Source organism: Streptomyces sp. NPDC045899, from assembly GCF_056431485.1.
Genome location: NZ_JBWKKP010000010.1, coordinates 39143 through 52411, shown reverse-complemented (window position 1 = coordinate 52411; position 13269 = coordinate 39143). Strand labels below are relative to the sequence as shown.

The following is a 13269-nucleotide window of genomic DNA, read 5'->3' as shown; positions in this document are numbered from 1 at the left end:
CGAAACTGTACGTGCCATGTCGTTTCCGACACTCGTGCGGGGTGCCGCCGCGCGGACAGGATGTGAGTGTCAGACCGCGGCGATTCGACAGCGCGGCGGGCGTTCGAGTGCACAGGAGAGTCTCATGGGGTCAGGTCAGCTGGTGGCGGTGTTCGGCGCGTACGGTCACACCGGACGGTTCGTGGTGGCGGAGCTTGTCGCACGTGGGTTCGTCCCGGTGCTGTCCGGGCGCAACGCGCGGCCCTTGGAGGAACTGGCCCGCGAGCACCGGCTGAAGGCCCGGGTGGCGTCGGCCGAGGACCCGGCTTCGCTGGACCGGGCCCTGGCGGGCACGGCGGCGGTCATCAACTGCGCCGGCCCCTTCGCCTCGACCACCGGCCCCGTCATCGAGGCCGCGCTCCGCGCGGGGATCCCCTACCTGGACGTGGCAGCCGAGCTCGAGGCCAACCTCGACACCTTCGCCCACTACCGCGAGCGGGCCCGGGAGGCCGGAGCGTTGATCGTCCCGGCCATGGCCTTCTTCGGCGGCCTCGGCGACCTGCTGGCCACCGCGGCGATGGGCGAGTGGACCGAGGCCGATGAGGCCCATATCGCCTACGGGCTCAGCAGCTGGCACCCCACCGCCGGCACCCGGCTCTCGGGCGCGGTCTCCCGCGAGCGGCGCGGAGACCACCGCCTGCGCTACACCGGCGGACGGTGGGAGCACCGCACCGACGCCGCGCCCACCCTGGAGTGGACCTTCCCGGAACCGATGGGACCCCGGCAGGTGATCGGGGAGTTCACGATGGCGGACGTCGTCACCGTTCCCCAGCACCTGTCCATCCCTGAGGTGACCACCTACATGAGCGTCGAGGCGGTCCGCGACATCGCCGCTCCCCACACACCGGCCCCGACCGCCGCCGATGAGAGCGGACGCTCCGACCAGACCTTCCTCGTCGACGTGGTCGTGCGCTCCGGTGGAGCCGAACGCCGGGCCACGGCCGCCGGCCAGGACATCTACGCCGTCACCGCACCCCTCGTCACCGAGGCCCTCGAGCGCGTCCTGACCGGCCGCACCAAGGCCGTCGGAGTCGTCTCCGCGGGCGAGATCTTCGATGCCCCCGACTTCCTTCACGCGCTCGCTCCGCACATCGCCCTCGATCTGCACCCGCAGCAGCAGAACGCCTGACCCCACCCGCTGCGGCAGCGTGCCTATGCGAACTTCTCGGCGGCCGCCGGAGTGACCGGGGTGAAGAAGTTGACGAGGTTGCCGTCAGGGTCGCGGAAGAGCAGCGACCGGTTGCCCCAGGGCATCGTGGTCGGCTCGTTGACGAAGTCGGACACGACGCCGGTCAGGTTCTCGTACACACGGTCCACGTCATCGACCAGGAACTCGATGATCACGCTGTGGTTGTCGGCCGGGCGGGAGGAGCCCGGCGCGAACAGAGGGACGGTACGTGTGCTCGCGATGGCGAGGGTGGCACCGGGCGTGCTGAGTTCGGCGAAGTCCTCGGTGGCCCAGGTCGCCGGTACCCCGGTGGCCTTCTCGTAGAACGCGACGAGGCGTGCGACGTCACCGGTGATGACCCGGATCGAGACGAAGTCCATGGTGTTCTCCCTGGAGTCGTGGAGCCCTTGCACCTCGGACGCTAGAACACATACTGGACAGAGTCCGTCCAGTATTCACGCTAGCCTCGGTACATGTCCCGACCCACCGGCCGCGTGCTCACGCTCCTGGAACTGCTGCAGTCGGGCGGCACCCGGACGATGGCCGAACTCGCCGACCGGCTCGGCGTGGACGGACGCACCGTGCGGCGGTACGTGGACCAGCTGATCGACCTCGACGTACCCGTCGAGGCGGTGCGCGGCCGCTACGGCGGCTACCGCCTCGCCCCCGGCTACCGCGTACCTCCGCTCATGCTCAGCGACGACGAGGCGCTCGCCGTACTGCTCGGGCTGGTCGCCGGCCGCCGAACGGGGTTGATGACGACGACAGCGACCGCGAGCGAGACGGCGGCGGCCAAGATCCGGCGGGTGCTGCCCGAGCGCCTGGCCCGCCGGCTCGCCACGGTCCTGGAATCCCTCGCCTTCACCGCACCGTCCGGCGAGTTCGCCACCCCTGACGCCGGGGTCCTGCTCACCGTCGCCGATGCGGTGCGTCACCGCCGACCGGTCTCGATCAGGTACACCGACCGCGATGGCCGGCGCAGCGACCGCACCCTGCACCCGTACGGGCTCGTGGCCCACGCGGGCCGGTGGTACGTCACCGGTGCGGATCCCGGGATCGGGGAGGACGAGGACCGCACCTTCCGGCTCGACCGCGTCACGGACGCCAGGGCCCTTCCCGGGTCGTTCGAGGCGCCCGCCGGAGTGGACCCGGCGCACCGTGTCCTGTCCGGATTCGCCACCGCGGCCTACCGGCACGAGGTGACCTTGCGGATCCACGGAACGGTCGAGCAGATCCGCGCCCGGCTTCCCGCCGGCGTCGCGAACATGGCGGAGCCCGGGTCCGTGGCGGACGAGGACCCCGCGGCCGAGCGCTGGCGGTGCGTCGAACTACGGGCGGAGCGACTCGACTGGCTGCCCCCGCTCCTCGCTTCCCTCGACCGGCCGTTCGTCATCGAGCGCCCCGACGAACTGCGCGACCTCGTCATCGCACTCGCCGACCGCCTCGCGGCCAGCGCCCGCGCGCGCGGCAACCAGGAGGGAGGCCCCGTCCTCTGAGATGCCACAGCCGTGGCATCGGGCACTCAGGGCTTCCGGTGCACGGAAACGGCGTACTTCCCGTCGGTGTAAGGATCGCGGGACCACGTCGCGTACCGGGCCTCCAGGGTGAGTCCCGCCGCACGGCAGTGCGCGTCGTGGTCGTCCAGTGTGTAACCGCGGTCCAGGGCGAAACCCGCGACGAGACGGCCGCCCGGACGCACATGGGCCGCCGCCCCGGCCACCAGGGCCGGCTCCGTTCCCGGCGGGGTGAACAGGGGGACATTGCCGGCCAGCACGACGACATCGAACGACAACCCCAGATCGAGGTCGATCAGATCCCGCTGGTACCAGCGGATCTCCGGCGCCAGCCGCCGGGCGGTGGCGAGCATCGACCCGTCGGTGTCCACGCCCACCACCTCGATCCCGTGACGGGCCAGCTCAATGGCCACCCGCCCGGTGCCGCACCCCGCGTCGAGGACCGTGCTGGGCCCGAAGGAGCGGACCAGCGCGGCTTCACCGTGGATGTCCCCACCCTCGGCGGCGATGCGGTCGAACCGCGACTGGTACTCGTCACCGTTCCACGTCATGCGGCCAGCGTGTCATACGCAGGGGTGCGCACGACGCCCCGGCGTCGTACGCCACTGGCCGCTCCCGTCCCGCCCGAGGAAGCAGCGCGTGCGTCGCCGACATGATGCGGTGACCGAGTGAACCCGTCACGGGTGTCCGACCGGCTCGGCGCGGACGAACTCCCGCCAAACCGCGGTCAAGGACGCGTGAACCGCCGAACGTGAACCCCTCCAGGGGGTTGGCGTTGCGGGCTCGCGTCCCTAACGTAGAGCGGAATATGAGCACCGCTCACATTTAAGGACTGACGCGATGGTCATCGTTCAACCTCTGCGCCGCGGACTCAGGTCGCTCGCGGTCGTGTCGCTGCTTCTCGCTGTGACCGCCCTGGTGCTCGGTCCGGTGCCCAGCTCCGCGGCGGAGTCCAACTGGTGGGATCCGTCCGCGAGGCCCGCACCCGACTCACAGATCAACGTCACGGGCGAGCCCTTCAAGGGCACCGACGCCCAGGGCCGCGTCAGGGGTTTCGTCGACGCCCACGACCACATCATGTCCAACGAGGGCTTCGGCGGCCGGCTGATCTGCGGCGAGGCGTTCTCGGAACAGGGCGTCGCCGACGCGCTCAAGGACTGCCCCGAGCACTACCCCGACGGCTCGCTCGCCATCTTCGACATGATCACCAAGGGCGGCGACGGCAAGCACGACCCCAACGGGTGGCCCACCTTCAAGGACTGGCCCGCCCACGACTCGCTGACCCACCAGCAGAACTACTACGCCTGGATCGAGCGGGCATGGCGCGGCGGCCAGCGGGTGCTGGTCAATGACCTGGTGACCAACGGCGTGATCTGCTCGGTCTACTTCTTCAAGGACCGCGGCTGTGATGAGATGACCGCCATCCGTCTTGAGGCCAAGAAGACGTACGACATGCAGGCCTTCGTCGACACGATGTACGGCGGCCCGGGCAAGGGCTGGTTCCGGATCGTCACGAACAGCGCGCAGGCCCGAAAGGTCATCGAGCAGGGCAAGCTGGCCGTCGTCCTGGGCGTCGAGACCTCGGAGCCGTTCGGCTGCAAGCAGATCCTGGACGTCGCGCAGTGCAGCGAGGGGGACATCGACCGGGGCCTGGACGAGCTGAAGGAACTGGGCGTCAGCAGCATGTTCCTGTGCCACAAGTTCGACAACGCACTGTGCGGGGTGCGCTTCGACTCCGGCACGCTCGGGACGGCCATCAACGTGGGCCAGTTCCTGTCGACCGGCACGTTCTGGAAGACGGAGACCTGCCGCGGCCCGCAGCACGACAACCCCATCGGCAACGCGGCGGCGCCGGAGGCGGAGAAGCGGCTCCCGAAGGGCGTGGCCGTCCCCTCGTACGCCTCGGGCGCGCAGTGCAACACCCGCGGGCTGACCGACCTGGGCGCGTACGCGGTGCGCGGCATGATGAAGCGCAACATGATGCTGGAGCTTGATCATATGAGCGTCAAGGCCGCCGACCAGGCCTTCGACATCCTCGAATCCGAGTCGTACCCCGGCGCCATCTCCTCGCACAGCTGGATGGACCTGGGCTGGACCGAACGCCTCTACAAGCTCGGCGGGTTCGCCGCCCAGTACATGAGCGGCTCCGAGGCCTTCAGCGCGGAGGCCAAGCGCACGGACGCGCTGCGCGAGAAGTACAACGTCGGCTACGGCTACGGCACCGACATGAACGGTGTCGGAGGCTGGCCGGCTCCACGGGGCGGGGACACCCCGAACCCGGTGAAGTACCCCTTCCGCAGCACGGACGGCGGTTCGGTGATCGACAAGCAGACCACCGGCGAACGCACATGGGACTTCAACACCGCCGGCGGCGCGCACTACGGCTTGGTCCCGGACTGGATCGAGGACATCCGGATCGTCGGCGGCCAGGGGGTCGTCGACGACCTCTTCTCGGGAGCCGAGTCCTACCTCCGCACCTGGGGGAGCTCCGAGAAGTACCAGGCGGGGAAGAACCTCGCCGCGGGCGCGGCCGCGACGGCGTCCTCGTCGGAGTGGTGGAACCCGGTTGTCAGCTTCAAGCCCCGGAAGGCGGTGGACGGCGACACGGGCACCCGCTGGGCCAGCGAGTGGAGCGACGACCAGTGGCTGCGGATCGATCTCGGATCCGCGCAGCGGGTCGAGCGCGTCACCCTCGACTGGGAGCGGGCGTACGCGAAGTCGTACCGCGTCGAGGTGTCGGAGGACGGCACGAACTGGAAGTCGGTGTGGTCCACGGCTTCCGGCGACGGCGGCCTGGACACGGCCCGCTTCGCCGGAGCTCAGGCCCGCTACGTACGCGTCAAGGGACTGGAGCGCGGCACCCAGTGGGGCTACTCGCTTCGCGAGGTCGGCGTCTACGCCGGCTGAGGCATTGACGAGGCGGTGTCCAGGGCCCGGCCCCGGTGGAGCGTTCCACGATTCCCGCTGCGCGTTTCCCGGACGGCTGCCGGATCAGCCCGCTTGCGTCTGGTGCAGGGGGCACCTCCCAGCGGCAGCCGGGAGGTGCCGTGCCAGGCGTCGCGGGCCCGAGGTGATCCACAAGACACGACCTAGGCGTGCCGACCGGTCGCCAGGAGCCGGATGCGATCGTTCAGATAGCTGTTGAGGACCCGTTTGCACTCGGCGATCAGCTGGGGGTCGCCCTGCGGATCGGTACGGAAAGCCAGTTGCAGCACGCCGTCCGCGCACTCAAGGGCCACTCGCACGGCGATCTCGAGTTCGGCGTTGTCCTGGACACCCGTCAGGGAGGCGGTCAGTGCGCGCAGCGATCCGGCGACCGCGGTGTTGTTGTCCCGGTTCGGCTCCAGGATGTGGTCCTGTCCCACCACGCCGAAGTCGGCCACACCGAACCCGGTGATCGTCCGGCGCATGGCGACGTACTCGTCGACGGTCACCTCCACGATGCCCGAGATGCCGGCGGGCGCCTCGCGCTCCAGCCGGTCCGCGACCCGCGCCAGGAAGGATTCCAGATTGCGGGCGGCGAGCGCGCCGATCAGCCCCTCCCTGTCGGAGAAGAACTGGTAGAGGGTGCCGATGGGCACCTCGGCTCTGCGCGCCACCTCCTTGGTGGTCAGCGCGGCATAGCCGACCTCGTCCAGGAGTTCGGCGCAGGCATCCAGCAGCCGTTCGAAGCGTTCGACGCTGCGCTTCTGGACCGGCAGCCGGCGCAGCGTCCCCGCAGCGCGGTCTTGAATCATGCTTCCATCATCCCACCGGTACGATTAACGTGAGGGCCACTCATGTTTCGGGGGTGTACGTGACACTGGACCATCTGCCCGTGGACTTCATCTGGGGTGCCTCGACGGCGTCGTATCAGATCGAGGGCGCCACCGAGGAGGACGGTCGCGGACCGTCGGTATGGGACACCTTCACCGCCCGCCCCGGTACGATCCGCGACGGGCACACCGGTGACGTGGCCTGCGACCACTACCACCGGTACGAGGAGGACCTCGCGCTGATGGCCGAGGCGGGCCTCACCGGCTACCGCTTCTCCATCGCGTGGCCCCGGATCCAGCCGACCGGCAAGGGCGAGGTCAACCTCCGGGGCCTGGACTTCTATGACCGGCTGGTCGACGGCCTGCTGGCACACGGCATCGAACCCGTCCCGACCCTGTTCCACTGGGACCTCCCACAAGGCCTCGAGGACGATGGCGGCTGGCTGAACCGCGACACCGCGCACCGTTTCTCCGAGTACGCCGCCGTCATGGCCGACAAGCTGGGAGACCGCGTCCAGAAGTGGATCACGCTCAACGAGCCCTTCATCCACATGGTCTGGGGCTACGGCCTCGGCACCCACGCACCGGGCCGCACCCTGTTCCTGGACTGCCTGCCGGTCGCCCACCACCAGCTGCTCGGCCATGGCCTGGCGCTGAGGGAACTGCGGGCGCGCGGCCTCCAGGTGATGATCTCCAACAACTGCACCCCGGTCCGGCCCGCCTCGGACACCCCCGCCGACCGCGCCGCCGCGCGGGCCTATGACAGCCTGCACAACCGCCTGTTCAACGATCCGATCCTCACGGGCACCTACCCCGACCTGTCGGCATTCGGCTCGGACGCCACTCTCGGCGGCTCCGTCCGGGACGGCGATCTCGAACTGATCTCGGCACCCCTGGACGCGCTCGGTATCAACTACTACAACCCGACCCGGATCCAGACGCCGACGGCCGAGGGGCTGCCGTTCGAAGAGGCCCCCATCGAGGGCTACCGCCGCACCGCTTTCGACTGGCCCGTCGTCCCCGACGGCCTACGGGAACTGCTCGTCGGCCTCAAGGAGCGCTACCCGGCACTCCCGCCGGTCTACATCACGGAGAACGGCTGCTCGGCCGAGGACGTCGTCGCTGCGGACGGCACCGTCGTGGACCTCGACCGCATCGATTACCTCGACACCCACCTCCGGGCCATCGACGCCGCCGTGGCCCAGGGTGTGGATGTGCGCGGCTACTTCACCTGGACCCTGCTGGACAACTTCGAATGGGCCGAGGGTTTCCATCAGCGTTTCGGACTCGTCCACGTCGACCACGACACCCAGGTGCGCACCCCGAAGGCGTCCTTCGCGTGGTACCGCGACCTCATCCGCGCGCAGCGCGGCTGAGTTCCGAGAACAGGCCGTACCGCGCTTCCTCGCCGAACCGCCGCAGCGGGCGGGGTCAGTGTCCGGAGAGACCCTTGTGCTCCGGTTCTTCTCGATACTCGGAACAGTCAGGGTTGCGGCACGGGCCGGGGCTCCACACGGGCACGAAGATCCCGAGAGTCTTGTGCCGCTTCGTGATGACCGTGTCCAGGGCGCACTTGCAGGCCGGACAGGAAAGCGTCTCCCGCGGGCCGCTCCTTTGCTTGACTTTGCTCATTCTTTAATAATAGCCGCCCCGGGTGAAAAAGTGGTTCCCTGTTCAACTTCTCATTCCGAGGGAATTGCTGCGCTCGCTTGGTGCGGCGAATTGCCGCAAACTCCTGTATGAGGGTCTGCGCGATCGAGAGGGCAGGCCACGGAGAAGGTGGCTGGCGTGCTCGAGGTCCCACTCTGGCTCTGGGGAGCGTTCGCCGCGACAGTGGTGGTGTCGCTGGCGGTAGACCTGCTGGCCCACCGCACCGCCCACGTCATCGGCTTCAAGGAGGCTGCTGCCTGGAGCTGTCTGTGGGTGGGCCTGGCCCTGGCCTTCGCCGGTGTCGTCTTCCTCGTCCTCGGCACGACGGCGGGTACCGAATACACCACCGCGTGGCTGCTGGAGAAGAGCCTGTCGGTGGACAACCTCTTCGTCTTCGCAGTGATCTTCGCCTACTTCAAGGTCCCCCGTGCCTACCAGCACCGAGTCCTGTTCTTCGGCGTGATGGGCGCCCTGATCTTCCGCGGGATCTTTCTCTCGCTCGGCGTCGCCGTCGTCAGCCGCTTCACCGCGGTGCTCTTCGCCTTCGCCGCGGTGCTCTTCTACAGCACCTACAAGCTCCTCAAAGACGACGAGGAGACCTTCGACCCGGGCAAGAGCTTCGTCCTGCGGCTGCTGCGCAAGATCGTCCCCGTGCGGGACGAGTACGCGGGCATGAAGTTCTTCGTCAGGGAGGCCGGTAAGCGCGTGGCGACCCCGCTCCTCGCGGTGGTCGCCGCGATCGAGGGCGCCGACCTGATCTTCGCGGTCGACAGTGTGCCCGCCGTCCTGGCCGTCAGCGACGACGCCTTCATCGTCTACACCAGCAACGCTTTCGCGATCCTGGGCCTGCGTGCCCTGTACTTCATGCTCGCGGGCCTGCTGGACCGCTTCCACTACCTGAATAGGGGCCTCGCGATCATCCTCAGCTTCATCGGCGTCAAGCTCATCCTCCAGGCGTCCCACAAGATGATCAGCAGCAGCATCCCGGAGATCCCCTCGCCGATCAGCCTCGCGGTCATCGTCGTCGTCCTGGCCGCATCCGTCGCCCTCAGCCTGCTACGCCCCGCCCCGGCCCACCCGACCCCCGGGGGTGAAGAAGAACAGGAAGATCCGGCCCCCAAGCGCTCCGGCCCGGACAGCCCCCTGAGCGCGGAGCGGGATCCTCGCGACGACCCGCCCTGAACCGCGTGACGGCACACCACCTGACCCTGGCCCCGAGAAACAAGATTCTCCCCCCTCCGGCAAGGGACACACAATGGCTGACCAGGAGGGACGCATGATTCGGCACCCGCACCTCCAGAGCTGACACGCCCGCCGGGGGACGTCATTCACCCGCGGCGCCCTCGGCCTCCCAGCGCAGCAGGTCGCCCGGCTGGCACTTGAGCACCTCACAGAGGGCGGCGAGCGTCGCGAAGCGCACCGCCTTGGCGCGGCCGTTCTTGAGTACCGCCAGGTTGGCGGGCGTGATCCCTACGCGGTCCGCGAGGTCTCCCACGGACATCTTTCGCCTGGCCAGCATCACGTCGATGTCGACGACGATCGGCATCAGATCACCTCGTCCAACTCGGCCTGCATCTGTGCCGCTTCGACGTCGCGCGCAACGGCCTGGGCGAGCAGCATCCGCAGCACGAGCACGATGAGTGCGACCCCCAGGATGGCCACGCCAACCCCGCCCATGATGACGGTGACGCCCGGGTCGGCCCGCTGGCCCGGCGCATTGAGGGCCGTGACCGCGAACCACAGGAGGGCAGCCGCCACGATCGCGCCGATCACGGCGTCCACGTACCGGAACGCGGCATGGGAGAACACGGTTCCGCGTCGCACCATCGTCACCAGTCGCCACACGCTGACCAGGGCGACCTGGGCCGAGCCCATGCCCAGGATCGTGATCACGCGCAGTGGGGTCAGTGGGAGCGACCCGTCCTCCGGGTCGCTCCCGCTGACCAACACCCACACCATCAATGCCTGCACGAACACGGTGCCGACGAGCACCACCACGAGCACGGCGCGAAGCGCACGCACTGCCAGCTGTCCCATGCCCTCTCCTTCCATCGACCCACGATGGGAATCTATCGAGTATCGATAGATGCATCAAGAGTTGAGGCGAAGGGCGGGCGGATCGGGTGGGCGACAACCCGGACGAGATTGACCGAGTTGGGAGCACGAGCGCTCCCAGATGGCTCCCAGCACCCCACTCCGGAACGGCAAAGGCCGTTCCCGCTCCATCAGCTGGGCGGAGGCGTCCCGAAGAGCCGGGGGTGGAGTCAGAGGCGGGACTGCAGCTGCACTCGTGAGCTGACCCCCAGTTTGCGGTAGGTCCGGGTCAGGTGCTGCTCCACCGTGCTGGTCGTGAGGTAGAGCTTGCTGGCGATCTCCCGGTTGGTCAGGCCCTTTGCCGCGGCCTTGGCGACCCTCCGCTCCGCATCGCTGAGGGCAAGCATGTCGACTTCCGACTCCTCCAGCACGTCCGGCGCGCCGACCCGCCGAGCGGGTTGTTCTGCGAAGCACGCCTGCCTGATGCTGTTGGTCTTGCGTGCCACTGACCGCGCCCGGCCAGCGTCACCGAGTTGGGTGTATGCATCGTGCAGGGCGGCGAGCGCACTCGCCAACTCGAACTTATCCCCGCTTCGGTGCAGCACGTCCACAGCCTCGCACAACATAGCTGGTCGGAGGTGCAGTTCGCGGGTCGCCGCCAGCAGCCGCATGGTGCGCCCGCGCACCCGCATGTGGCCGTCCGTGCCGATCCGGCGCAGCTGCTCGCGAGCGTAGCGCGCGGCTATTTCGTGGTCCCCGAGTTGCAGGTGAGCGGCGGCCATCTCCGTGCGCCACGGCAGTGTCTCGGTCTGGGCCATCCCCCACTGGTCGAGCAGGTCAGCGACGGCCTGGAAATCGTCGAGGGCGACCTGGGCGAGACCGCGCTCGACGTAGTGACGGCCGCGCGCCAGCAGGTAGGACAGGCCGAACGGCGTCTCGAACATCTCGTCCGGCACTCGCAGGGCGAGCGTGCGTGCCGCTTCGTCGTGTTTGCCCTGCAGCGTCTGCGCCGTCAGCAGGGTACTCAACGGTTCAGCGGCCAGCACGCCCCATTCGGCGACCGGGATGAGTTCGAGCGCGGCGGTCGCCCGGGAGACCGCGACGCCGAGCGAGCCCCGGCGCAAGGCGATGTCCGCCGCGATCGTGCAGAACAGCGCACGCCAGGTGGGTGCCTGGAGGTCGAGACAGGTCTGCATCAGTTCCCGGCACCGCTGCTCGGCTTCCTCCAATCGCTCGGCACAGACCATCGTGTGCAACGCGAGAATGAGCGGCAACAGATTGACCTCGGTCAGCGGCTGTTGCCACAGCGCCTCGTCGGCTTGGACCAAGCGTTCCGCGGTTGCCCCCTGGTGGTGGGAGCTCTGGAAGTGTTCGAGCAATCGAAAACCGATAGCGCCCGGAGGCATGATCGGCGTGCCGTTCGTCCTGCTCTCGCCGGCCACGCGCCGAAAGATGCCCGGATACATATCGGCCAGCCACATCCGTACCATCTCGAACTCCCATGAGGGCCGGGAGCCCGGCGGCACATCGGCCGCCAGCCGGGAGAGCACGGAGCAGGCATCCTCCACCCGCCCCTGGAGCAGCAGCATGATGATCGGCATCGTCGCGTGCCGACCCCGAAGTCGACCGCTGCGCATCGCCTCGGTCAGCTCGGGCAGATGCCCGACCGAGGCTCGCAGATCGTCCCGCCACTCCGCCCGCAGCAGCAAGGCCAGAATCTCCACCCGACGCCGATCGTCGGTTTCGACCTGGTACGCCAGCCGCAGCAGCTCTGTGGCCCGCCGCGAGTGACCCTCCTCCAGCGCCTGCTGCGCCCCCTCCACCAGGTTCAGCACGGCCGAGGGGTCGTCGAGACGGCCGGAGGCGACGAAGTGCTCCGCGATCGTCAAGGAGTCCGCACCGCACGCCTTGAGCAGATCCACAGCACGCCGGCTCAGCTCGGATCGATCCGCGGCCGAGAAGGCGTTGAGCACGGCGCTGGCCATGATCGGGTGCCGCATCCGGCCGGCCTCCACCAAACCGGTCCGGGTCAGTACCTCCATGGCGACGGCGACCCGGTCCGACGCGACGCCGACCAGCCGGTCGAGATACGCGAACCGCGACGGCTCACCGATCACCGAGATCGCACCCGCGACCCGCAACGTCACCGGATCGCACCGGCGCAGGACGCGCTGGACCGCCCGCTCGAACTCGGGCCCGGTGTTCAGCTCGGCCGGCGGGCCATCGCCGCGGACGGCAGCCCGACTGTCCTCCAGTAGCGCATGCAGCAGCAGCAGATTGCCACCGGTGAACTGGTATGCCCCCGCGGCCAGTTCCGTTGAAGCGGACTCGAGGAGTCGCTCGGTCATGAGCTCCGCGACGCCGCTCGACGACAGTGGAGCCAGCAGCAGCCGCCGCAGGTAGGCCTGTTGGTAGAGTTCGGCGCACAATAGCCGGGAATTGCTCGGGGGCATCTCGACATCGTTGTCGCGCCAGCCAAGGACGATTAAGATGCGGGCGAGCCCGGCACGGCGGATCAGATAGATCAGCCAATCCTGGGAGAACGCGTCGAGATGCTGGGTGTCGTCAATGGCGATCACCACCGAGCTCTGCTCGGCCAACTCAAGAACCGCCGTCGCCAACCCGTCCAACACCCGAGAGCGACTCACCCCGTCGCACTCCGCATCGGCGATCAGCTGGTGGTCGAGCAAACCACGCACGGTCGCCGCCCTGTCGTGGTCGAAAACCTCACCAGCAAGCAACTGACGCACGATGCCCAAGGAAAGCGCGCACTCGGTCGGCGCCCCACTCGCCCGGAGAAATCGCGCCCCCGCCCCTCGAGCCCGGCTGCCGAACTCCTCGATTAACGCTGTCTTACCGGTCCCGACAACCCCCTGAAGCACAACAACCCGCGCACCCCCAGCCTCGGACTCGGCAAAAGCTGCAGCCAGCTCAGCGAGCTCAGACTCTCGCTCGATCATGCACGATATCCTGTTCCCTCATGGAGCGGTTCCTACATCGCACGCACCGACAGACCGCGCGGAAGAAGAATCGGAAATACAGAAATCGACTGATTAAGACCAGACATCAATGCCACGAAACTGGTTCGACCGTCTGCAGGGTCGACATT

Annotated in this window: 11 protein-coding genes; 5 read left to right on the top strand and 6 right to left on the bottom strand. The window is 68.5% G+C overall.

Features of this window, described 5'->3' with window-relative positions; genetic code table 11:
• The first annotated feature begins 124 nt into the window (after positions 1 to 124).
• Entirely contained in the window at positions 125 to 1168 is a 1044-nt protein-coding gene (locus AC07FT_RS16800; protein ID WP_479176829.1) for a saccharopine dehydrogenase family protein, read from the top strand.
• A 23-nt stretch (positions 1169 to 1191) separates the two neighbouring features.
• On the opposite strand, the gene AC07FT_RS16795 is transcribed toward AC07FT_RS16800, so the two are convergent.
• A complete protein-coding gene (locus AC07FT_RS16795) occupies positions 1192 to 1587 on the bottom strand; it encodes a VOC family protein (RefSeq protein WP_479176828.1) in 396 nt (131 codons plus the stop codon).
• A gap of 93 nt (positions 1588 to 1680) precedes the next feature.
• On the opposite strand from AC07FT_RS16795, the gene AC07FT_RS16790 reads away from it, so the two are divergent.
• Positions 1681 to 2703 carry a helix-turn-helix transcriptional regulator gene (locus tag AC07FT_RS16790; RefSeq protein ID WP_479176827.1) on the top strand — a complete coding sequence of 341 codons (1023 nt, stop codon included), beginning with the start codon at positions 1681 to 1683 and terminating at the stop codon, positions 2701 to 2703.
• A gap of 26 nt (positions 2704 to 2729) precedes the next feature.
• On the opposite strand, the gene AC07FT_RS16785 is transcribed toward AC07FT_RS16790, so the two are convergent.
• Positions 2730 to 3272: a class I SAM-dependent methyltransferase gene (locus tag AC07FT_RS16785; protein ID WP_479176826.1), complete on the bottom strand. Its 543-nt coding sequence runs from the start codon at positions 3270 to 3272 to the stop codon at positions 2730 to 2732.
• 289 nt (positions 3273 to 3561) lie between these two features.
• On the opposite strand from AC07FT_RS16785, the gene AC07FT_RS16780 reads away from it, so the two are divergent.
• The gene (locus tag AC07FT_RS16780) at positions 3562 to 5628 is read left to right on the top strand and encodes a discoidin domain-containing protein (RefSeq protein WP_479176825.1); all 2067 of its coding nucleotides are present in this window, start codon (positions 3562 to 3564) and stop codon (positions 5626 to 5628) included.
• 182 nt (positions 5629 to 5810) lie between these two features.
• On the opposite strand, the gene AC07FT_RS16775 is transcribed toward AC07FT_RS16780, so the two are convergent.
• Entirely contained in the window at positions 5811 to 6458 is a 648-nt protein-coding gene (locus tag AC07FT_RS16775) for a TetR/AcrR family transcriptional regulator (RefSeq protein ID WP_479176824.1), read from the bottom strand.
• Between the two features lie 59 nt (positions 6459 to 6517).
• Between AC07FT_RS16775 and AC07FT_RS16770 the strand changes: the two genes are divergently transcribed.
• Together AC07FT_RS16770 and AC07FT_RS16765 are read left to right on the top strand one after the other, a co-directional pair.
• Positions 6518 to 7852: a GH1 family beta-glucosidase gene (locus AC07FT_RS16770; protein WP_479176990.1), complete on the top strand. Its 1335-nt coding sequence runs from the start codon at positions 6518 to 6520 to the stop codon at positions 7850 to 7852.
• A 412-nt stretch (positions 7853 to 8264) separates the two neighbouring features.
• Positions 8265 to 9308, top strand: coding sequence for a TerC family protein (locus AC07FT_RS16765; protein WP_479176823.1), 1044 nt, complete (start codon positions 8265 to 8267; stop codon positions 9306 to 9308).
• Between the two features lie 142 nt (positions 9309 to 9450).
• Here the strand turns inward: AC07FT_RS16765 and AC07FT_RS16760 are convergent, their stop codons facing one another.
• From AC07FT_RS16760 to AC07FT_RS16750, 3 genes are all read right to left on the bottom strand, one after another.
• Complete coding sequence (locus AC07FT_RS16760; protein ID WP_413799107.1) at positions 9451 to 9672, bottom strand: helix-turn-helix domain-containing protein; 222 nt, start codon at positions 9670 to 9672, stop codon at positions 9451 to 9453.
• Positions 9672 to 10163: a DUF2975 domain-containing protein gene (locus tag AC07FT_RS16755; RefSeq protein ID WP_479176822.1), complete on the bottom strand. Its 492-nt coding sequence runs from the start codon at positions 10161 to 10163 to the stop codon at positions 9672 to 9674. Before AC07FT_RS16755 ends, AC07FT_RS16760 begins: the two co-directional genes overlap by 1 nt.
• Before the next feature lie 227 nt (positions 10164 to 10390).
• Positions 10391 to 13120, bottom strand: a complete 2730-nt coding sequence (locus AC07FT_RS16750) for an AAA family ATPase (protein WP_479176821.1) — start codon at positions 13118 to 13120, stop codon at positions 10391 to 10393.
• Positions 13121 to 13269: the final 149 nt, after the last annotated feature.

What these genes read in the sequence shown, in the direction of transcription:
- AC07FT_RS16760 (WP_413799107.1), bottom strand. Translation starts at nt 9,672, where the DNA reads ATGCCGATCGTCGTCGACATCGACGTGATGCTGGCCAGGCGAAAGATG.
- AC07FT_RS16800 (WP_479176829.1), top strand. Translation starts at nt 125, where the DNA reads ATGGGGTCAGGTCAGCTGGTGGCGGTGTTCGGCGCGTACGGTCACACC.
- AC07FT_RS16785 (WP_479176826.1), bottom strand. Translation starts at nt 3,272, where the DNA reads ATGACGTGGAACGGTGACGAGTACCAGTCGCGGTTCGACCGCATCGCC.
- AC07FT_RS16780 (WP_479176825.1), top strand. Translation starts at nt 3,562, where the DNA reads ATGGTCATCGTTCAACCTCTGCGCCGCGGACTCAGGTCGCTCGCGGTC.
- AC07FT_RS16795 (WP_479176828.1), bottom strand. Translation starts at nt 1,587, where the DNA reads ATGGACTTCGTCTCGATCCGGGTCATCACCGGTGACGTCGCACGCCTC.
- AC07FT_RS16750 (WP_479176821.1), bottom strand. Translation starts at nt 13,120, where the DNA reads ATGATCGAGCGAGAGTCTGAGCTCGCTGAGCTGGCTGCAGCTTTTGCC.
- AC07FT_RS16775 (WP_479176824.1), bottom strand. Translation starts at nt 6,458, where the DNA reads ATGATTCAAGACCGCGCTGCGGGGACGCTGCGCCGGCTGCCGGTCCAG.
- AC07FT_RS16755 (WP_479176822.1), bottom strand. Translation starts at nt 10,163, where the DNA reads ATGGGACAGCTGGCAGTGCGTGCGCTTCGCGCCGTGCTCGTGGTGGTG.
- AC07FT_RS16790 (WP_479176827.1), top strand. Translation starts at nt 1,681, where the DNA reads ATGTCCCGACCCACCGGCCGCGTGCTCACGCTCCTGGAACTGCTGCAG.